At 48.2% G+C, this 19,826-nt stretch carries 19 protein-coding genes; 9 read left to right on the top strand and 10 right to left on the bottom strand.

Features of this window, described 5'->3' with window-relative positions; translation table 11 throughout:
• Positions 1-114: 114 nt before the first annotated feature.
• Complete coding sequence (gene cysK / locus N774_RS0112610) at positions 115-1,041, top strand: cysteine synthase A (RefSeq protein ID WP_024861580.1); 927 nt, start codon at positions 115-117, stop codon at positions 1,039-1,041.
• Between the two features lie 95 nt (positions 1,042-1,136).
• Here the strand turns inward: cysK and N774_RS0112605 are convergent, their stop codons facing one another.
• On the bottom strand, positions 1,137-1,742 hold the full coding sequence (locus N774_RS0112605) for a DUF4352 domain-containing protein (protein WP_024861579.1): 606 nt from the start codon (positions 1,740-1,742) through the stop codon (positions 1,137-1,139).
• Positions 1,743-1,990: 248 nt separating this feature from the next.
• Between N774_RS0112605 and N774_RS0112600 the strand changes: the two genes are divergently transcribed.
• The gene (locus N774_RS0112600) at positions 1,991-2,422 is read left to right on the top strand and encodes an RrF2 family transcriptional regulator (RefSeq protein ID WP_024861578.1); all 432 of its coding nucleotides are present in this window, start codon (positions 1,991-1,993) and stop codon (positions 2,420-2,422) included.
• A gap of 265 nt (positions 2,423-2,687) precedes the next feature.
• Here the strand turns inward: N774_RS0112600 and N774_RS0112595 are convergent, their stop codons facing one another.
• Complete coding sequence (locus N774_RS0112595) at positions 2,688-4,259, bottom strand: polysaccharide biosynthesis C-terminal domain-containing protein (RefSeq protein ID WP_278245172.1); 1,572 nt, start codon at positions 4,257-4,259, stop codon at positions 2,688-2,690.
• 202 nt (positions 4,260-4,461) lie between these two features.
• Here N774_RS0112595 and N774_RS0112590 point away from each other — a divergent pair, with 202 nt between their 5' ends.
• The 6 genes from N774_RS0112590 (at position 4,462) to N774_RS0112565 (ending at position 8,821) form a co-directional block, all read left to right on the top strand.
• Positions 4,462-5,655: a PLP-dependent aminotransferase family protein gene (locus tag N774_RS0112590; RefSeq protein ID WP_024861576.1), complete on the top strand. Its 1,194-nt coding sequence runs from the start codon at positions 4,462-4,464 to the stop codon at positions 5,653-5,655.
• A gap of 40 nt (positions 5,656-5,695) precedes the next feature.
• Entirely contained in the window at positions 5,696-6,226 is a 531-nt protein-coding gene (locus tag N774_RS0112585) for a hypothetical protein (RefSeq protein ID WP_024861575.1), read from the top strand.
• A 12-nt stretch (positions 6,227-6,238) separates the two neighbouring features.
• Positions 6,239-7,234, top strand: a complete 996-nt coding sequence (gene trpS / locus N774_RS0112580; protein ID WP_024861574.1) for a tryptophan--tRNA ligase — start codon at positions 6,239-6,241, stop codon at positions 7,232-7,234.
• A 189-nt stretch (positions 7,235-7,423) separates the two neighbouring features.
• The gene (mazG, locus tag N774_RS0112575) at positions 7,424-8,248 is read left to right on the top strand and encodes a nucleoside triphosphate pyrophosphohydrolase (RefSeq protein ID WP_024861573.1); all 825 of its coding nucleotides are present in this window, start codon (positions 7,424-7,426) and stop codon (positions 8,246-8,248) included.
• Entirely contained in the window at positions 8,241-8,516 is a 276-nt protein-coding gene (locus tag N774_RS0112570) for an HU family DNA-binding protein (protein ID WP_024861572.1), read from the top strand. Before mazG ends, N774_RS0112570 begins: the two co-directional genes overlap by 8 nt.
• A gap of 62 nt (positions 8,517-8,578) precedes the next feature.
• Positions 8,579-8,821, top strand: coding sequence for an RNA-binding S4 domain-containing protein (locus tag N774_RS0112565; RefSeq protein WP_019678992.1), 243 nt, complete (start codon positions 8,579-8,581; stop codon positions 8,819-8,821).
• 250 nt (positions 8,822-9,071) lie between these two features.
• On the opposite strand, the gene N774_RS0112560 is transcribed toward N774_RS0112565, so the two are convergent.
• The 6 genes from N774_RS0112560 to N774_RS0112535 all read right to left on the bottom strand — a co-directional run bounded on the left by N774_RS0112560 (position 9,072) and on the right by N774_RS0112535 (position 14,564).
• Entirely contained in the window at positions 9,072-10,031 is a 960-nt protein-coding gene (locus tag N774_RS0112560) for an NAD-dependent epimerase/dehydratase family protein (RefSeq protein WP_024861571.1), read from the bottom strand.
• Between the two features lie 134 nt (positions 10,032-10,165).
• Positions 10,166-11,557 carry an ABC transporter substrate-binding protein gene (locus tag N774_RS0112555; RefSeq protein WP_024861570.1) on the bottom strand — a complete coding sequence of 464 codons (1,392 nt, stop codon included), beginning with the start codon at positions 11,555-11,557 and terminating at the stop codon, positions 10,166-10,168.
• A 247-nt stretch (positions 11,558-11,804) separates the two neighbouring features.
• Complete coding sequence (locus tag N774_RS0112550) at positions 11,805-12,470, bottom strand: vitamin B12 dependent-methionine synthase activation domain-containing protein (protein ID WP_024861569.1); 666 nt, start codon at positions 12,468-12,470, stop codon at positions 11,805-11,807.
• Entirely contained in the window at positions 12,470-13,330 is an 861-nt protein-coding gene (gene metF, locus N774_RS0112545; protein WP_024861568.1) for a methylenetetrahydrofolate reductase [NAD(P)H], read from the bottom strand. The genes N774_RS0112550 and metF overlap by 1 nt, the downstream gene beginning before the upstream one ends.
• Positions 13,331-13,341: 11 nt before the next feature.
• A complete protein-coding gene (locus tag N774_RS0112540; protein ID WP_024861567.1) occupies positions 13,342-14,013 on the bottom strand; it encodes a uracil-DNA glycosylase in 672 nt (223 codons plus the stop codon).
• 56 nt (positions 14,014-14,069) lie between these two features.
• Positions 14,070-14,564, bottom strand: coding sequence for a DUF2500 family protein (locus N774_RS0112535; protein WP_024861566.1), 495 nt, complete (start codon positions 14,562-14,564; stop codon positions 14,070-14,072).
• Between the two features lie 493 nt (positions 14,565-15,057).
• Between N774_RS0112535 and N774_RS0112530 the strand changes: the two genes are divergently transcribed.
• Positions 15,058-15,804 carry a tRNA 2-thiocytidine biosynthesis TtcA family protein gene (locus N774_RS0112530; RefSeq protein WP_024861565.1) on the top strand — a complete coding sequence of 249 codons (747 nt, stop codon included), beginning with the start codon at positions 15,058-15,060 and terminating at the stop codon, positions 15,802-15,804.
• Positions 15,805-15,861: 57 nt separating this feature from the next.
• Here N774_RS0112530 and N774_RS0112525 read toward each other — a convergent pair whose 3' ends face one another.
• Positions 15,862-16,725 (bottom strand): NPXTG-anchored protein, encoded by an 864-nt coding sequence (locus N774_RS0112525; RefSeq protein WP_024861564.1) that lies wholly within the window; start codon positions 16,723-16,725, stop codon positions 15,862-15,864.
• 123 nt (positions 16,726-16,848) lie between these two features.
• Complete coding sequence (locus tag N774_RS19495; protein WP_024861563.1) at positions 16,849-19,407, bottom strand: cellulose-binding protein CttA-related protein; 2,559 nt, start codon at positions 19,405-19,407, stop codon at positions 16,849-16,851.
• Between the last annotated feature and the right edge of the window lie 419 nt (positions 19,408-19,826).

The raw sequence follows: 19,826 nt of genomic DNA, 5'->3' as shown, positions 1-19,826 counted from the left end.
AGAAAATCCAAGAGGTGCTATATCATGAAAAAATCGGTTTTCAAACGATGTTGACGTCTGACATTTTTTCATTCGCTGACACGTATTCTATTAATTGAAAAGGAGTTCATAATCATGAAAACTTATAAGAAGATCACAGACCTTATCGGCGGTACTCCGCTTCTGGAGCTTGCAAACCTTGAAAATGTACATGAGCTGGGAGCTACTATCCTCGCTAAGCTGGAGTACTTCAACCCCGCAGGAAGCGTTAAGGACAGAATAGCAAAGGCTATGATAGATGACGCAGAGGCTAAGGGACTTCTCAAGGAGGGCAGCGTTATCATTGAGCCCACCAGCGGCAATACAGGTATCGGTCTTGCTTCCGTAGCAGCTTCAAGAGGCTACAGACTCATTATCACAATGCCCGAGACCATGAGCATCGAGCGCCGCAACCTTATGAAGGCTTACGGTGCAGAGCTGGTCCTCACAGACGGCACAAAGGGCATGAAGGGCGCTATCGCCAAGGCTGACGAGCTGGCTCAGGAGATCAAGGGCAGCTTTATCCCGTCACAGTTCACAAATCCCGCTAACCCTGCTATCCACGAAAAGACCACAGGCGTCGAGATCTGGGACGACACAGACGGTAAAGTCGATATCTTCGTTGCAGGCGTAGGCACAGGCGGTACTATCAGCGGTACAGGCGCTTACCTCAAGTCCAAGAACCCCAATGTCAAGGTAGTAGCAGTAGAGCCAAAGAGCTCACCTGTACTCTCCGAGGGCACAGCAGGTCCTCACAAGATACAGGGTATCGGAGCAGGCTTCGTTCCCGAGACTCTCAACACTGATATATACGACGAGATAATCCCCGTTTCCAACGAAGACGCACTGGAGACAGGCAGATCTATCGCAAGAACAGAGGGCGTGCTTGTGGGTATATCCTCAGGTGCAGCAGTATGGGCTGCTATACAGCTTGCAAAGCGTCCCGAGAACAAGGGTAAGACTATCGTTGCTCTTCTCCCCGACACAGGCGAGCGCTACCTCTCCACACCTATGTTTGAATGATCCTGTAATATGCCATTTACATCAGAAAGCCGCTGCAAATGCAGCGGCTTTCTTGTAAAAACAAGCCCGAAGCATTGCTTCGGGCTATGTAATATTTACTTCAGCATTTCGGCAGCAGGAGCATGTATATCTCCGCTTGTTATGTCGTACTTGATAACAGTGCCCTTTGCTCTCGGATTGTCACCTGTGGGGAAAAAGCAAAGCTTGAAATCGCTTGCATCACCGCTGACTGCAATACCGCCGATCACTCCGCTGAACTGTCCGTTTGAGGGGATATCAAAGGGGTCGGCATAATACTTGCTCTCATTGAAGTTCTGCTTCGCATAGAGCTGTGTGCGCACATCAGACTCCGCCTTGCTTCCGTCGGGAAGCTCGATATAGAAGTTATTGAGAGTACTCAGTGTGTACTGCTTATCGGTATTGTTCCTGAGAGTGATGTCCATGTATATGAACTGCTCGCCTGTTTCGCTGTTCTTGGCACTTATAACGGAATTGAGAGTAAAGCCCGTATCATTTTCCGTTATCTCTTTTCCCATCTCGCCGTCCACAACATTTGAACCTATAGCTTCAATAGATGTGGGTATGTTCGACGACTGACGCACTCTCGAAGATGAGCTGCTGTTTTTATCTAAACAGCCCGCAAAAGAAGCTGTTGTAAGCGCTGTTGCAAGAAGTACTGCAAATAATCCTGTTTTCTTCATTATTCTATCCTCCGAATCATAAAAAGCCGTTCTGCGGCTTGAAATATATCTCCCGCGTCAGTGCATATGCAGGAGTAATACTTGATATTCAGTATATTATAGTATAGCACAAATATCAGCAGAATGTCAAGCCATAGCCCTCGGGCAGACTGCAAAAAAGCGGAATATTTTTTGCACACAGCACTTGAAAACATACTAAACCTATGGTATAATAATACTTATCGAACTACCCGAAAGGACGTGTATCAATGAAAATATCAACAAAAGGCAGATATGCTATGCGAATGCTCTACGACCTTGCGCTCCACCATGAAGAGGGGTATGTATCGCTTAAAGATATTGCTGACAGACAGGGCATATCCAAGAAATATCTCGAACAGATAGTTCCCCTGCTCAATAAAACAGGCCTCCTGAGAACTAACCGCGGCAACAAGGGCGGTTATATGCTTGCGGGAAGTCCCGACGATATAACCGTAGGTGATGTGCTGAAAGCTACCGAGGGCAGTCTTGCTCCCGTAGCCTGTCTTGATTTTGAGCCTAATGAATGTCCGCGAGCAGGAGAATGCTCCACTCTTTTCATATGGGAGGGACTTTTCAAGTCCATCACCGACTACCTTGACAGCATAACCCTCAGGGACATCATAGAGCACAGCAGCAACGGCGGAGATTACTGTATCTGAATCAACAACTTTATAAGGGGACACCTTCACTTGCAATGCGTCCCCTCTAAAAAAACAGTCCACTGGACTGTTTTTTTATTCACCCCTTGCGAAGCGCTTTGTAACTGCGGGGCTTTGCCCCACACCCCACAAGGGCTGTCCCCCTAATCGGGTCCGTCCCCTCTGTCGCGTTGCGACATCTCCCCACCCTGTGGGGAGTCACCCTTGACCTGACCAAAGGGAGTATACTCCCTTTGGAATCCCGTTCATAGTTAAACCATACTTTTTACTGCTGATTTTTTGTTCTGCCGATAAGGGCAAATATAAGCCCTATGTATACAGCGCCTCCCACTGCTCCCGAAATCCCCAGAACCGCAATGTTGGGAGCTTCTCTGCGCCGCAGGGCTTCTGCCGTAAGAAGAGCCGCTCCCCCGCACATGGCTCCTGCGTACAGCACCTTGCCAAAGGGTGCGGCACTTGGTGAAACTCCCGAAGCCTTTATGTACACCCGCAGAGCCGCTGCAAGTATCACCCCGTAGCATACAGTCGTTGACAGCGCCGCCCCGTCAACTCCCATAACAGGTATGAGCAGCAGATTTCCCGCAAGCTTTATGGCCGTGCCCACAAGCATTATTTTCAGCGGAGCGGCAGGCTTACCCACCGCTTGCAGCATACTGAACAGCGGAAACGACACGCACAGGCACACCATTCCTGCCGTAAGATACCGCAGAGAGCTTATACACACTGCCGCTTCATCGGACTGCCGCGGATAAAGGAAGCTCAGCGCCTCGGGAGCAAGAACTCCCAAGCCTGCCGCAGCCGGGACTGCTATGACAGCTGCCGAGAGAAGCGCCTGTACCGTCCCCCTCTCCAGTGCGGAGCGGTCGCCGCTGCCCCGAGCCGCCGCAATGCAGGTAAGAGCTCCCTTGCCCAGCATATTTGTCACCGATGGCACAAGATTGAACACCGTCAGGGCTATCCCTGCAAAGGAGCCGTACACAAACCGGGGCAGCTCCTCTTTCGGGACTCCCTCGGGCATTGCCGCAGAGCAGCCAAAACGAGAGATGCAGCCTATGACCGTCCACATATCTATCAGTGCAGTCAGGTTGGTCACCACGGAGCTCACTCCTACAGGGAGAGCCGTGGCTGCAAGCTCCCACGCAATGGTGCTCCTGCTCATCACATGGGACTCGCCGCCCTTGGGAGCTCTCGCAAATAGTCTCATCACCGCAAAAAACAGCGCTGCTCCCACTGTTGAAAGGGTGACGCCCAGTATGCCTGCGGCGGCAGCTGCCGCCCGTATATCCGTCACAAAGGGAAATAGCCTCATTACTGTCCGAGGGTGCTCCGTGACGAAGCCGCACAGCCATAGTCCCGCCGCAGCCTTGACCATACCCTCTGCCAGCTGCGAAAGTGCCGTGGGATACATATTGCTCATGCCCTCGTAGTAGCCCCGCTCCACGGCGGTGATACAGCCGAAAAATACAGCAGGAGCTATCATGGCTACTGCTGCCGATGCCTCGGGAAGCCCGATGAAATATATACTGAAAGGCTTTGCAAGGAGCAGTATGAGCAGACTTCCTGCCAGCCCCACCGCCGAAAACAGTCCAAGGGCAGTCCGCCTTACCTTTGCGGCATTTCTGTACATACCCAGTGCCGCGCTCTCGGCAGTCATCTTAGCCACTGCGGAGCTGAGTCCCGTAACTGTCAGGGCATACACAGGCATGAAAAGGCTGTAGGCGCAGCTGAAATAGCTCATGCCCACGCCGCCGAGGATATTGGTAAGGGGTATCTTGAACACCGCACCGAGGAGCTTTGCAGCTGCTGCCGAGACCATAAGTATGATAGAACCCTTTATGAAGTTTTGTTTTTTCAGTAATAACCGCCTCCGATTTGAGGAAAAAATCCCTTTTTCACAAAAATATATGTTGCAACATTCAAAAATATGTGTTATAATGTATAGGATAGGCTGATAATATATTCTAAAATGTCCCTATAAAGACGTGACGGGGCAAGACAAAGCAAAGTATCAACATACAGACGAAAGGCTGGTTTTTATCATGGATTATAAATTCTCAGAAAAGGTTAGCAAGCTCCACGCTTCCGCTATCAGAGAAATACTGAAATTCACTGCTGATCCCAATGTTATTTCCTTCGCAGCAGGCAATCCTGCTCCCGAAGCCTTCCCCAAGGAGCGTATCGCTGAAATATCGGCAGAGCTTCTCAGAGATGACCCTATCCTTGCTTTGCAGTACAGCGTTACCGAGGGCTACACTCCCCTCCGCGACTACCTCAAAGGCTGGATGACGGAAAAGGGCTGTTTCCACAAGGAATTCGATGACCTTATCATCACCTCGGGCGGACAGCAGGCTAACGAGCTCTCATGTAAGGTGCTCCTCAATGAGGGAGAAACTCTCCTCTGCGAGTCCCCATGCTTCATCGGTTCGCTCAACGCTTTCCGCTCATACAACGTCAACCTCAAGGGTGTCGATATGGACGACGACGGCATAAACCTTGAAAAGCTGGAGAACGCTGTCAAGACCGAAAAGAACGTAAAGCTCCTTTACGTTATCCCCAACTTCCAGAACCCAACAGGCAAGACCATGTCCCTTGCAAAGCGCAAGGCTGTATACGAGCTTGCCTGCAAATACGACTTCATTATTCTTGAGGACGACCCATACGGCGAGCTCCGCTTTGAGGGCGAGAACCTCCCCTGCATCAAGAGCTTCGACACCGAGGGCAGAGTTATCTACTCCAGCACATTCTCCAAGATAATCTCATCAGGCTTCAGAACAGGCTACTGCTCGGCTCCCTCACCAATTATCCAGAAAATGGTAGTGTGCAAGCAGGTATCCGACGTTCACTCCAATATGTGGGCACAGGTAGTTTCCCACAGATTTATGTCAACTGTTGACAGAGAAGCCCATTTCAAGAAGCTCCGCGCTATATACAAGGAAAAATGCGACCTTATGTGCGGATACATCGACAACGATTTCTCAAAGAAGATAAACTACATCAAGCCACAGGGCGGACTTTTCGTGTGGTGTACTCTCCCCGACAGCTGCAACATGAACGATTTCTGCCGAAAGGCTGTACAGGAGTACAAGATAGCTGTAGTTCCCGGCAACTCGTTCAGCATTGAAGAAGGCGAGGTAAGCCACTCATTCAGACTCAATTACTCAACACCTACAAACGAGCAGATAAACAAGGGCATGGAGATACTTGCCCGCATGACAAGAGAAATGCTCGATTGAGAATAAAATAAGAAAAAACACTTTGAAAGGATAATCCATTATGCCAAACAGAATGACCGACAGATATAATGTCACACAGAAATACCTTATGACAAGAGGACAGGCAATAAACTTCCCTGCCCAGTACTTCGACAACTTCGCCAAGATGAAGAGAAACGACGCATTCGGAGTAGTCATCGACATTCCTATGTCATCAGACGTGCTCACAACTATGGTATGCTTCATCAACGGAGCTGCAAACATCTACTTCAACAACGGCGGCGAGTACACAGGAGCTTCACAGAAGTACAGAAACCTTGTACAGGCTGCTCACGCTCTCGTTGTAAACGCAGGTCAGCTCCTGCCAAAATGTCAGAAGACAAAGCAGTATGACCTCCCCAAGGGCAGAACTAACAACATCTTCGTCCTCACAAAGGGCGGCGTTTACAAGACCGAGATAAAGGCCGGTCTTATCCCCGAGGAGGAGCAGGAGCTCCGCACATTCTACGTTCTCTATCAGCGCGTTCTCAGCGAGATCAGAAGCTGTCAGCTCAAGGACGATGCCGAAGCAAGAAAAGCTGCACAGAAGTAAGGAGCATCTCAAATGGACGATAAAAAGCTGATATTCAGCGGTATACAGCCTACAGGAACCTTTACTCTCGGGAACTATATCGGTGCTGTCAGAAACTGGGGAGTTCTCCAGGAGCAGTACAACTGTATCTACTGCGTTGTTGATATGCACGCTATAACCGTCAGACAGGACCCTGCAAAGCTGCGTCAGAATACACTTAATTCATATGCACTTCTCATGGCCTGCGGAGTTGATCCCGAAAGATCAATACTCTTTATACAGAGCCATGCTCCCACACACGCAGAGCTCAACTGGATACTGGGCTGTAATACTCAGTTCGGTGAGCTTTCACGTATGACTCAGTTCAAGGACAAGAGCCAGAAGCACCCCGACGATATAAACGCAGGTCTCTTTACATATCCCACCCTTATGGCTGCGGATATCCTTGCGTACAACGCAGACCTTGTACCTGTGGGTGTTGACCAGAAACAGCATCTGGAGCTGGCAAGAAACATCGCTCAGCGCTTCAACCAGCGCTACGGCGACTTCTTTACCCTGCCCGAGCCATATATCCCCGAGGTAGGCGCAAAGATAATGTCCTTGCAGGAGCCTACAAAGAAGATGTCCAAGTCCGACGAGAATCCCAACGCATGCATACTTATCCTCGACGACAAGGATACAATCATACGCAAGTTCAAGAGAGCTGTCACCGACAGCGAGGCTGAGGTATGCTGCCGCGAGGGCAAGGACGGAATCAATAACCTTATGACCATATACTCCTGCGTAACAGGCAAGGACTTCAAGTCTATCGAGTCTGAGTTCGCAGGCAAGGGCTACGGCGACTTCAAGCTTGCTGTAGGCGAGGCTGTTGCCGATCACCTTGAACCTGTCCGCACAGAGTTCGCAAGACTCAGCGCCGACAAGGCTTTCCTCAAGCAGTGCTACACCGAGGGCGCACAGAAGGCTCTCAGGTACTCAGGCAGGATAGTTTCCAAGGTCTACCACAAGGTCGGATTCGTGGACAAATAATAACAGCAATGTGGCTTTTTGGCTCTTTGTTTATATAACAGAGAGTAATTATATGTCAAAAATATACAAACCGCGACTAAGCAAATGTTATTATTCTACGAAATTAACAAAAATGTAAAAAATAGGTTGCAATTTAGAAAAAATTAGGGTATTATATAACATAGCCCGTCTTTAAGGGAGTGTTTTCCTATGGTTGAATACCAGCAGAAAGACCATTATTCAATAAACGATCTGCTCGACATCGTCAGACTTCTCAGAAGCGAGGGCGGCTGCCCCTGGGACAGAGAACAGACTCATCAGTCCATCAGAAGCGATCTCATCGAAGAGACCTGCGAAGTCATCGAGGCTATTGACCTTGAGGACTCTGAGCTTCTCCGCGAAGAGCTGGGCGATGTTCTTCTGCAAGTCGTTTTTCATTGCAGGATCGAGGAGGAGAAGAGCTCTTTCAGATTCGATGATGTGTGCGACGAGGTCTGCAAAAAGCTCATTATCCGTCACCCCCATGTTTTCGGTGACGTCACAGCCAATACCACCGAACAGGTGCTGAAAAACTGGGACGCCATAAAAATGGAGACCAAGGGACAGGAGCGTTATACGGACACCCTCACAAGCGTTGCCAAGTCACTTCCCGCTCTTATGAGAGCACAGAAGGTCGGCAAGAGAGCAATGCGTGCAGGCATGGATTTCCGCTGTGCCGAGGACGCCGTAGCCTGTATAAACGACGAGACATCTGAGCTGGAGACTGCTATCATCAGCGGCAATAAAGCTGACATCGAAGAAGAACTGGGCGATCTGCTGTTTTCATGCGTCAACGCTGCAAGACACTTGGGCATTGATGCGGAACTGGCACTCAAATCCGCTACGGAGAAATTTATCAAGCGCTTTTCCGTTACAGAGGATCTTGTTTCCGAGGAGAAGCTTGATATGAAAAATCTTCCTATTGAAGAGCTCGACATTTATTGGGACAAGGCAAAATCAATTATTAGTAAAATGGAGGAACAGAAAAATGACTAAGACTGAACTTATCAACTCTATCGCAGATAAGGCAAGCTGCACTAAGAAGGACGCTGCTTCTGCTCTTGAGGCTACACTCACAGCTATCCAGGGCGCTCTTGAAAGCGGCGAGAAGGTTTCTATCACAGGCTTCGGTACTTTTGAAGTACGCGAGAGAGGCGAAAAGACCTGCATCAATCCTAAGACAAAGGCAAAGATGGTCTGCCCTCCCTGCAAGGCACCTGCATTCAAGGCCGGCAGAGGTCTCAAGGAAGCTGTAAACAAGTAATAGCAAAGGGGACAGTCCGCTGTCCCCTTTTTTATATAAGCTGTCAGAGAAAGGGAGATATTATGAGACTTGACAAATACCTCAAGGTAACGCGCCTTATAAAGCGCCGCACCGTTGCAAACGAAGCCTGCGACGCCGAGAAGATAGTCGTGAACGGCAAGGCTGCAAGAGCCTCCTATGACGTGAAGGTTGGCGATATAATCGAGATAAATATGGGCACACGTCCGCTGAAGGTTAAAGTGCTCAGCGTCACCGAGCATGCCACAAAGGAAAATGCTGCGGATAATTACACCGTGATAGAATAAAAATCAATTCGGAATTGTAGGGGCGGATAATATCCGCCCATTAAGGGGGACGCCCTGCAAGAGAGGGCGTCCCTTACTATTCACTAAATTTAACGGGCTGTCGAGGACGCCAGCCCCTACACATTGGTCATTTGTGTTTTTACGGTTATTGGCGGGCGGATAATATCCGCCCCTACAAGCTAACGACTCGGGCGAACAGTGTTCGCCCCTACATTACGCAATAAAAAAGGACGGATAATATCCGTCCTTTTTATTTGGTATTATGAATGTCCCAGCGGAATGTAACAAGCTTTGATGCCTTTGTCTTATCCAGCATGTTGTTGTTCTCAAGCCTTGAAAGGTCAAGATAGCGGTAATTCTGCTTCTCTTCCTTGCTTGCACCGAAGATGCCCTTCAGCTTGCCGATAGCGCCTGTTGGCTGCTTCTGCATAACAGCTCCCAGACGGTGATTAGTCCTCATAAAAGTGATAATATCAGCCGCAGTAGTGAGCTCCTTGTCTGCCACGTTGTAAATGCCTGCATAGGTGTGGTTATCTGCGTTCTTGATGAAGCACAGTATAAAGTCCACAAGGTTGTGCACGCAGCAAAGCTGGAAGCCGTACTGCCCCTGACCGAACACGAAGTTTGAACCGTCCTTGGGGTCTGTGATCTTGGATATAAGATTATCCGTAAAATTGAAGGTATAGACCGCAGGAAAACGAACTATACAGCAGAGCAGGTCTTCCTTGTTATGATGCTTCAGCTCGCTCACTATAGCCTTTTCCGCAGCATACTTCATAGCAGCATAATTGGTGGAAGGCTTCAGATCGTTATCCTCGCGGATAGGCTCACGGGACTTGGGGAACTGATATACCTGATCTGTGCTGAGAAGAACGAACTTCTTAACAGTTGAAGTCATGGCATAGCGATAGATGAACTTATCCACCGCAGCCGAATCCTTTACCTGCTTATCAGTAACTACAGGACCCATGTCGTTGTCCACTGTACACGATGCGTGTACAACTGCATAAAAATCATGCTTTTCAAAGAGCTCCGCAATAGCGTTCTTATCTGTTGGTTCACACTGTACCGATGTGTAATGAGGTTTTCCGTCGTTATACCCGTTTTCTTCTCTGTCAACAGCTATGACCTCATAGCCCTTTTTCAGAAGTCCGGAGCAAATGTGCTGACCGATAAGTCCGCATCCTCCTGTAACAAGTACTTTCTCCATGATCATAGCCTCCTTTCTGAAACTAAAAAACTATCAAAATTATGTCTTATATATATATTGATTATATCATATTTATTACATTTTCGCAATATCAAATTTCGCAGCAACTCCGAGAAAGCTATTTAAAGCAAGCCTTATTTTGCTTCGGAGTTGATATTTTCAAGATACTTATCCACTGTTGCATAAATGGCTTCGTAGGTCTCATTCCACGGAGTACCTCTTGCGGTAAGTCTGAGACTGTTGTCCAGAAGCTCTCCGCAGTCCTCTGATACGCCGTTTGATATATCTATAACAGGGTTAGCCTCAGCCAGCTCCTGCATACTGTTCTTCATGTCTATCATTTCCTGAGTCCAGCCGTAGTCTTCCATGAACTGCTTATCCGCAACCGCCTTGGTATCCTCATCGAGATGAGTGAACCTCTTGCAGTCCAGATACTTTGCAACGCCCTCGGGGTTTGAACCGCCCTTGACGAACATGTACGACTCAAAGCCTGTAGGTATATAGTACTCATCAGCCTTAGGGTCCTTGGGCATTGGTACGAAGAATACGTCCGCACCGTAGGTTGACGACCACTGAGACTTCTCCTTGTAGAACTCATAGAGGCCCACGGGATAGAAGAGCTCCTTGCCCTCGCCGATATATGCAGGCTTGCTTTCCCAGCCTAAGTCCTCGCCGCCAATGGCGATATAGCCCTTTTGACCCAGATCGTATATCCAGTTCTGAACGCGCTCCATAGACGGATCGCTGAGGTTGCTTACCAGCTTGCCGTTTTCGATGCTGACAGGAGCTACGCCGATGGTATTCATCAGTCCGAACTCAAACCACCAGCCGTCGATACCGTACTTCTGATTGCTGTTGTCAACGTATTTCTCAAGCATATTCTCAAATGCGTCCCAGTCCCATTCGCCTCTTGCGAACAGCTCTGCGGGGTCCTCAAGACCTGCCTCGGCAACTGTCTTTCTGTTGTAGACAACAGCTGTCTTGTCGCCTGTAGCCTGTATGCCTGCCATATAATGCTTGCCGTTCCATACGAACTGGTCGTTTATATCCTTAACGTCCTCCCACAGCGGAGAATCGAAGTCGATATAATCGTCAACGGGAGCAAACATATCCTTGATAGCGCCCTTGGGGAAAGCGTCAAGATTTCCTCCATAGAAGAAGTCTATGCCCTCGCCCGAAGCGATATACTTACTCAGCATTTCATAGCGCTCTTCGTATTTACATCTGTAATACTTTATCTCGCCGCCATAGCGCTCCTGGAACACCGCAAGATCGGTGGGGACGTTCTTTCCCGTACCGTCGGGGTTTATATCCCAGTCAGAAAGCCACTTTATAACTCCGTTCTCAAGCTTATCGCCTGTGAGGAGCTCGGACTTGACGGCATTCTGGCGGATCTCATCTCTTACGGAGGAATCCAGCTCCTTGCTGTATTTGGAACTCTCATCTTTTTTACTGCTGCACGCAAGAAGAGACATCGAGATCGCTGTCAACAGCAATGCCGAAACAAAATATCTTGCTTTTTTCATTTTATGACTCCTTTAATATCGCCCAGCGAACTTATCCGTATCGGAAATACTCTGCACAAATGACCGATAACAATATGGAGATAAGTTTCCCAATAATACATTTTGCTTATTCTATACATAATTATAACACTTTCACCGTGTTCATGTCAATGTCAATATTCCATAGAATTTGTGGGCTTTTATAGTTAGTTTATCACATATGAACTATTTATGTACCGTGTAAAACGGTTATATAGATTAATTTTATTTACTTACAAACTCTGCCTGTGCGTCTGTACTCACAGTTATCTTTCATGGAGCATACTGCGCAGCCTTTTCTGCCCCGCTCCACAGGAGTATCCGACACACCGATTATGGCTGTCACGGATTTTGAGGGTATTAGCAGGGAACTGTCCGTAACTGTGAGCCCTATGCGCCTCTGAGCGTTAAGAGCAAGTATAAATCCCCTTTGCAGCGTTATAGGCAGATCACCGTAGCCTGCACTGAAACGCCACGTCCTGTATGGTGCAGGGTGCTGTGAGAATATCTCCTCCTCTGCACGGTCGCAGACCTGCTCGATAGCAGCGCTGCATATACAGTCTATAGCAAGGGATTCCGCCATATTCGTCACAGCCGCCTGCCGTATGAGCTTGTCGGCTTCCTGAGACAGCGTAGCCGCCAGCATAACTGCTCCGGTACAGCCCTTCAGGTGACGTTTTATGTCCTCTCCTGTCAGCGACTCGGTCATTGCTCCGAGAACTACTCCCTCATCTGTAAAGCTTACGTCTGTTTCAAGGTATACGTACTTGGGGCGCACCTTTTCACGCACAAGGCGCTCCGCACGGTCAAGGAGCTCCGCGACGGCTTCGTCAGGCTCTCCCTTTACGCCCATGTACCGCGCAGCCTCGGATTTGGATATAGGCAACAGCTCCATTACGCACCTATTATGCCCGATACAGCCTCGCATATCTTGCGTGCCACGTAGGGCTTGTTCATGGTGTAGAGGTGTATGCCGTCAACTCCGCTTGCCACAAGGTCAACTATCTGGTTTACCGCGTAGGCTATTCCTGCGTCGCGGAGAGCCTCGGGACTGTGCTCGTACTTGGTCATTATGCGCACGAACTTGGCAGGGAGACTGGCACCGCAGGTAGTTACCATGCGCTCTATCTGGTTCTTGTTGACAACAGGCATGATACCTGCTTCGATAGGTACGTTTATGCCTGCGATAGCAGCCTTTTCACGGAATGCGTAGAAGCTTTCGTTATCGAAGAAAAGCTGCGAGATAAGGTGGTCTGCACCTGCGTCCACCTTGGCTTTCAGGTTCTTGATGTCCTCTATCATGTCCGCTGCATCGGGGTGGCACTCGGGATAGCATGCGCCCGCAATATCGAAATCGCCCTTGGACTTTATGTAAGTTATCAGGTCACTGGCATAGTGGAAGTCGTCCACAGGCGGTATATCGGGATTGATGTCACCTCTGAGGGCGAGTATATTCTCTATGCCCCGCTGCTGAGCTTCACCGAGAGCTGCGTCTATCTCAGCCTTTGTGAAGTTGATACAAGGCAGGTGGAGCATTGGGATAGTGCCGCTCTCCTTTATTTTGGAGGCTATCTCCAGAGCGTACTTGCTGTTTCCGCTTCCGCCTGCGCCGAATGTAACGCTGATGAAGTCGGGAGCAAGCCCCTGAAGCTCCTCAAGGGTATCATATATGACCTCAACGGGACTTGTTTTCTTTGGGGGGAAGACCTCAAATGAGAATACGGTCTTTTTGCCGAAAAGTTCCTTTATATGCATGTTTGCCTCCGTTAATCTATTGACCAGTCGATCTCTCCCAAGCCGTGTGCGCGGAGAAACTCGTTTGCCTTTGAGAAGTGCCTGCACCCGAAAAATCCGTTGTACGCCGACAGCGGGCTTGGGTGTGCAGCCTTTAGTATCAAATGATTCCTGTTGGTGATGAACTGCTGCTTAGCCTTGGCGTCGCCGCCCCACAGCATGAATACCATTGGTTTTTCACGCTTGTTGAGGAGCTGTATAACGTCCGTGGTGAAGTTCTCCCAGCCCAGACCTCTGTGGCTTCTTGCCTGATCTGCGCGGACTGTAAGGACAGAGTTCAGCAGGAGCACGCCCTCCTGCGCCCATTTGGTCAGCTCACCGTGCTTGCCGAGGTTGTCAACTCCCACATCGTCGCGTATCTCCTTGAAAATATTCACCAGCGACGGCGGCGGAGCAACTCCCTTTCGGACGGAAAAGCTGAGCCCGTGAGCCTGTCCCTCGCCGTGGTAGGGATCCTGACCTATGATAACGCATCTTACATCGTCGTATGAAGTGAGCTTCATAGCGTTGAAGATGTCGTACATATTTGGGTATATCCTCTGTGTTCGGTATTCATTTATAAGAGTCTGTCGGAGCTTCACATAGTAGTCCTTGTCGAATTCACCTTTAAGAAGCCCGTCCCAGTCGTTGTTGAAGTTTACCATTTTTACACGTCCATTCATGTATACAAATATGGGACGACCTGAGCCGCCCCATGATGTCAGTTGAATACAGTATCCTCGTAGTACTTGAACTTTACAAGGGTATTGCGTTTGTATGTAAGGGAGCCCTGCTGATTGAAGGGCACCTTCTCATAAGCTTCTGCGGAACACTCTATCTTGAGCTTCTGTCCCTTCCTTGTCACAAAAATAAGCTCATAATACTCGTCCACGAGCCTTACCTGCCCCGTGCTCTCTATAACTCTGAGTCGGTCATCGCTTTTTCTCACCAGTGTAGCCATTTCGACTATAGGCTCTGAGGTTCGCTTCTGGGGAGCCTCCTCCACTGCTGCTCTTCTGCGCTGAGTAGGTGTAAGCTGCTTGGCAGGTACAGCTTCCTCTTCCCTACCGCCGCCCTCATAGTCCTCACGTTCTTCGAGAAAGAGCGAGAGCAGTCGTCTGAAATGGCTCTTGCCGCTGAAAAGCAATATTATAAGAATAAGTACGACAACTATCGCCGCCAGTAAAATGAGCAGATTTTTCAGTTGTTCTGTCATTGTCTTAAAGGCGCAAATGCGCCGCTCCTTTCTGTATTGCTGTATCGGGGATCACTCCCGAAAATGTACCATATTTATTATTATAATATATTTTTTCCTACTTTGCAAGATATATTTGCAAATTTCAGTAAAAAAGCTGTCTGCCTTTATCCTTTGTAGGGAACGCCGCCCTCGGCGTTCCATTATAGGGACGCCCTCTCTTGCGGAGCGCCTTCGGATTGTTTCGCTGTTCTCTGAAAGCTGGGAACAGCGACCAGAGGTGACTCCCCATAAAATGGGGAGATGTCAGCGAAGCTGACAGAGGGGACGGGCTGATCAAGCCTGCCTCTGGACTCCGCCAAAGGAACACAGTCCCTTTGGAATCCCATTCTTGGGCTCGGCAAAGCTAACGGCTAATTGCTAAAGGCTTCGGGCGGATAATATCCGCCCCTACTGTATTGCTTTTTTGCCGACAATGTGCTATAATCAAGAAAAATGCTTTGGAGATGTAATAATGCAGAAAATTCTCGGATATATGCGAAAAGCCATACAAAACTACGGGCTCATTTCCGACGGTGACCATATCCTCGTTGGAGTCTCGGGCGGCAAGGACAGCCTTGTACTGCTGGACGGTCTTGTGCTGCTGCGGCGCTTTATCGGTATCGACTACGATGTAGTTGCAGTCACTCTCGATATGGGCTTCACCAACGATAAAATGGACTTCACGCCTATCGTTGAACACTGTGAGAAGCTCGGTGTGGAGTACCACGTCATAAAAACCCAGATAGCCGAGATAGTATTCGACGTCCGCAAGGAGCCCTCCCCTTGCAGTCTTTGCGCACGTATGCGCCGCGGAGCTCTTCACGATGCGGCTAATGACTTAGGCTGCAACAAGGTTGCACTGGGACACAACTACGACGACGCCGTTGAGACCTTCGTTATGAATCTCTTTACCGAGGGACGCATCGGCTGTTTTGCTCCAAGCACATATCTCACTCACAAAAAAGTAACAGTCATTCGCCCTCTTGTACTTGCTCCCGAAAAGGAGATTCGCAGGGCAGCAAGAAAGAACGAGCTCCCCGTTGTGAAGTCCGTCTGTCCTGCGGACGGTCACACCAATCGTCAGAGGACCAAGGACTTCCTTGCTGATATGGAGCACAGTGACCACGGCTTCAAGGACAGGCTTTTCGGAGCTATGCAGCGTGCAAACGTTGACGGCTGGGGCGGTATCAACTGGACGCCGCCTGCCAAAAAAGATTAAAAAAAGGCTCTCCAAACGGAGAGCCTTTAGTTATTCCATTAAGATGGGACTAATTAATTAGTCTTCCTTCTTTCTGAGAACGAATGCAGTACCGATTGCAACAGCAAGACCTGCTACAGCGATGCCAGCGCCTGGAACACCTGTCTTAGGTGAATCAGTCTTCTTAGCAGTTGTAGTTACCTTCTTAGTTGTTGTAGTAGCCTTAGTTGTTGTAGCGCTTGACTGACGAGCAGTTGTTGTAGTTGTTGTAGTTGTAGATGTAGATGTTGAAGTAGATGTAGATGTAGATGTTGTAGTTGTAGTAGCAGTTGTAGTAGCTGTTGTACCACCCTCGATAGCGATATAGCCCTGTGTTACGTGTGTGAAAGCGTAGTCACGGAGAGCATCTGTTGTATCGCTGCCCTTGAGGTCGAAGAGGTCACCGTCTGTGTATGTGATCTGGATTGGGTACTTCTTGCCTTGCTCAGGATTCTTAACCTTGAGCTGGAAAGACCAAATAGCGGAACCTGTAGCCTTAGCTGTCTTAGGAGATGTGTTAGCGAATGTGAGGAACAGGCCGTTGCCGTCTTCCTTAACTTCGCTTGCACCGTAGTTCTGCTTCGGAACAGCAAGAACTTCTTCTTCCATGTATTCGCTCTTTACAAGCTCAAGACCCTCGTCAAACTGAACGTGGATACCTGTTGAGTCGTACTGAGTACCGTCACCCTTAACTGTGAGTGTGATCTCCTGTGCATTCTTAGCCTCATCAAGAGTGATTGTTTTCTGTGTGAGCTCAAGTGAAGCACCTGTGAAGCCTGCAGCCTTACCTGTTGAGGTATAGCCTACAGCTGTTTCAGCAGAAGCATTGATAGCAGTTGCTGAGAGTGCTACAGCTGAAACTGCAAGTGCAGCGAAAGCACGCTTAATAGTGTTCGTCTTCATTGTTATTATTTCCTTTCAGATTTTTTATATATGTTTTTCCGTCGATTTAACGGCGGCTAACATCAAAATATTAAATTGTTTATCTGCCGCCGCGTTAACGGCGGCAGATAATGTAGGTTTTAATCAAGCCTCTGTATTGGCCTTATTGTTTGTACCGTTATCAACGATCTCCCAGAGCTGAGCGTCTGTCTTGCCGTTGTTCTCCTTAACCTGTCTCATTGAGTAGAACTGGAGGATTGCAGTAGCATCGATAGCGTTGACAGTCTTGTTTCTTGTGCCCTTCTTTGTGAGGTTGTCGAATGTTACATCGTGCTGAACATCACAGAGGTAAGCAGCGAACTCATCGTAAATGCTTCTTGGTGAAGTTACGAGCTTGCTTGTTGAAAGCTTTGTGCTGTAAGGAGTTCCGTTTGTTGAAAGTGTAGCGTAGTATGAAAGAACTGTAGAAGCGTCAACTGCGTTTGCAGTGCTGTTGAGATCAGCATCGCCTCTTACGCCGATGTATGCATCAACTGTAACGTCTGCGCCTGTTGAATCAACGAGCTTCTCGCCCTTTACGTAAACCTGTACAGCATACTTGAAGTCTGCTGTATCCTTCTTGTATGTGTTAGAAGGTGTTGCTGTGCCGAATGTAATATCGCTTTCAGCAATTGTGCTCTCTTCAGTAGAGCCGTCTGTGTACTCAACTACGAGTGTGATGTCAGAGATCTGACCCTTATTGAACTGCTCCTCTGTATTGAGGTAGAATGCAGCTGTTGTTGTGTAACCGGCCTTAGCATAGGTTCTCTTGATCTGCTTTACAGGAGTTGTGCCTGTGCTTGTGCCTGTTGCTGTGCCTGTACCTGTACCTGTTGCAGTACCTGTACCTGTTGCAGTACCAGTGCCTGTTGCAGTACCAGTGCCTGTTGCTGTACCTGTACCTGTTGCAGTACCAGTGCCTGTTGCTGTACCAGTGCCTGTTGCTGTACCTGTACCTGTTGCTGTACCTGTACCTGTTGCTGTACCTGTAGGTGTAGTGCTTGTAGCAGTTGTTACAACTGTATCAGTTACAAGAACTCTCTGGAGGTCGAGCTTGAGGCTTGCCTTGCCGTCCTTAGCCTGGATCTGGCTGAAGTCAACCTTAGCATAAGCCTTCTTGTATGAACCAACGAGAACCTTGCCTTCCTTGTCAAGCTTATCCTTGAGAACTGCAACCTCATCAGCGTCATCGTCAAATGCAACTGTGAGTTCGCCAATGCCGTTTGCAAGCTTAGCAATGAGATCATCGGAAACTACTACAGTGCCGTCCTTGGAAATGCTTCTGCCGCCTGCGTTGTCAGCTAACTTGCCGAGGTCAGCAGCATTGATGTCTGCCTTGCCGTTTGTAGCAGCAGCAAGTCTTGCAAATGCAGCAGCAACCCTTGAATCAGCAGCGATATCTGTCGCTGTAGGTGGAAGCTGCTTGTTTACGCCCAATGACTTGATCTTAGCATTGAGCTTTGTGATAGCCTTTTCAGCGTTGTCCTTCTCGGATGATGTTGTGTAATCCCAACCAGCATTGAGAGCCTTTGTTAAGCCGTTGTCTGCCTTTGTAGCAGCCTTGATGAGCTTGTCGATAACCTTATCGAACTCATCCTGTACAAGGTAGTTGTACTTAGGATCGATCTGAGACTGGATCTCTTCGTCAGCTGTTGTCTTGATCTCAGTAAACTTCTGCTTGAATACAGCAGGGAGTTCACCAATATTGTATGTCTTGCCGTCGTTGCAAACATACTTAAACTCAGCAGTTACTGTCTGAGTACCGCTGATATCTGAGAAATCAACTGTAAGCTCGAACTTACCGCCGATCTGGATAGCTGAAAGCTTCTTGCTGTCGAAAGCCTTTTCAACCTGTACAGCAACGTAGCCCTGTGCTACATCAACGATCTGCTCATTAGTAAGATCAGCAATTGTCTTTTCACCTGTCTTGAGTCCCTCTACTACGTCAGCAGCAGGTCTCTTCTCCTCAGGGATTGTCTTGATAACTTCATCAATGAAGCCCGGGTTCTTCTTCTCGAACTCAGCAACATCAATGCTCTTGAGCTTTTCTACATCATATCCGTCAGGAATGAATGCAAGGTATTCCTCAGGGATCTCGATATCGTTTGAAGCAGGAGCCATGTAACGACCGGGAGCCTTCTTAGGAGCCTTGGTAGATACAGAACCATTGCCGATACCGGCCTTGATTATCTCATTGTAGTCAGGCTCATTAATTGTGCCCTTTACAACAAGCTTAGAGCCGTCGAAATCGTAAGTAACCTTCTTGCCATCTATAAGCTCAGCGCACTTCTCAGCAACATCCTTGTAGCTGCCTGCATTTGCAACTGCCTTGTCAATATAAGGAGTAAGGTCAAATGCCTCGTCTTTCTTTGTAGCGATGTTATCGAGCAGAGCAGCAACTGTTGCTTCCCATGTGGACTTCTGGTAGTTTACGCCACCATTTGTGGTGTTACCTTTGCCCTGAGCGCTGGATAATGTAAAATCTGCATCTCCGGGAACAGCAAGGATAGCCTTGAGTGTGTTGTTCTGGCTCTGTGTCTGAACACTTGCAGTGGTTGCTGGAGCGTCGTTGTCTACAGCGTTAGCGTATGTAAGACACTGTGTAAGAGCAAGCGGAACAGCTGCGGCTGCTGCGATAGCTCTTTTGAATAATGAATTCTTCATTGTTCTATACCTCTCTAACATGTTTATTCCCCTTTTGCGGAACGTGATCTTATGTCAACACGTTCATGCATTAGGCTAAATTTCGGAGTAGTTATATACGTATATATATACTCCGCCCCAAAATTCATAACTACATTTTATCACACATAGTACAATAAGTCAAGCAGAACAGCGCATTTTTTCAAAAAATTATTGCCGATTAATAAACCCGTTTTTTGTGCTTATTTCACAATCTAAGCCTATATGAAACGTAATATTTTCATTCAAATGAACTTTTAGTATTATTTCATTTGCTATTTCGGCTTAATTTCTCTTACAATTGACATTATATCATTATATCAACGGCTTTGTCAAGCGGTATATAATGTAAAAAAGCAGGTCGAAAGACCTGCTTTTTTAGCGTATTTTACTGTTTTGCT

It is taken from the genome of Ruminococcus flavefaciens AE3010 (genome assembly GCF_000526795.1).
Taxonomy (GTDB): domain Bacteria; phylum Bacillota; class Clostridia; order Oscillospirales; family Ruminococcaceae; genus Ruminococcus; species Ruminococcus flavefaciens_D.
The sequence above is the reverse complement of the archived record's forward strand: the minus strand, read 5'-3'. Positions and strand labels throughout refer to the sequence as shown.

Coding starts and splice junctions, on each gene's coding strand:
- cysK (WP_024861580.1), top strand. CDS start 115: ATGAAAACTTATAAGAAGATCACAGACCTTATCGGCGGTACTCCGCTT.
- N774_RS0112605 (WP_024861579.1), bottom strand. CDS start 1,742: ATGAAGAAAACAGGATTATTTGCAGTACTTCTTGCAACAGCGCTTACA.
- N774_RS0112600 (WP_024861578.1), top strand. CDS start 1,991: ATGAAAATATCAACAAAAGGCAGATATGCTATGCGAATGCTCTACGAC.
- N774_RS0112590 (WP_024861576.1), top strand. CDS start 4,462: ATGGATTATAAATTCTCAGAAAAGGTTAGCAAGCTCCACGCTTCCGCT.
- N774_RS0112585 (WP_024861575.1), top strand. CDS start 5,696: ATGCCAAACAGAATGACCGACAGATATAATGTCACACAGAAATACCTT.
- trpS (WP_024861574.1), top strand. CDS start 6,239: ATGGACGATAAAAAGCTGATATTCAGCGGTATACAGCCTACAGGAACC.
- mazG (WP_024861573.1), top strand. CDS start 7,424: ATGGTTGAATACCAGCAGAAAGACCATTATTCAATAAACGATCTGCTC.
- N774_RS0112570 (WP_024861572.1), top strand. CDS start 8,241: ATGACTAAGACTGAACTTATCAACTCTATCGCAGATAAGGCAAGCTGC.
- N774_RS0112565 (WP_019678992.1), top strand. CDS start 8,579: ATGAGACTTGACAAATACCTCAAGGTAACGCGCCTTATAAAGCGCCGC.
- N774_RS0112560 (WP_024861571.1), bottom strand. CDS start 10,031: ATGGAGAAAGTACTTGTTACAGGAGGATGCGGACTTATCGGTCAGCAC.
- N774_RS0112555 (WP_024861570.1), bottom strand. CDS start 11,557: ATGAAAAAAGCAAGATATTTTGTTTCGGCATTGCTGTTGACAGCGATC.
- N774_RS0112550 (WP_024861569.1), bottom strand. CDS start 12,470: ATGGAGCTGTTGCCTATATCCAAATCCGAGGCTGCGCGGTACATGGGC.
- metF (WP_024861568.1), bottom strand. CDS start 13,330: ATGCATATAAAGGAACTTTTCGGCAAAAAGACCGTATTCTCATTTGAG.
- N774_RS0112540 (WP_024861567.1), bottom strand. CDS start 14,013: ATGGTAAACTTCAACAACGACTGGGACGGGCTTCTTAAAGGTGAATTC.
- N774_RS0112535 (WP_024861566.1), bottom strand. CDS start 14,564: ATGACAGAACAACTGAAAAATCTGCTCATTTTACTGGCGGCGATAGTT.
- N774_RS0112530 (WP_024861565.1), top strand. CDS start 15,058: ATGCAGAAAATTCTCGGATATATGCGAAAAGCCATACAAAACTACGGG.
- N774_RS0112525 (WP_024861564.1), bottom strand. CDS start 16,725: ATGAAGACGAACACTATTAAGCGTGCTTTCGCTGCACTTGCAGTTTCA.
- N774_RS19495 (WP_024861563.1), bottom strand. CDS start 19,407: ATGAAGAATTCATTATTCAAAAGAGCTATCGCAGCAGCCGCAGCTGTT.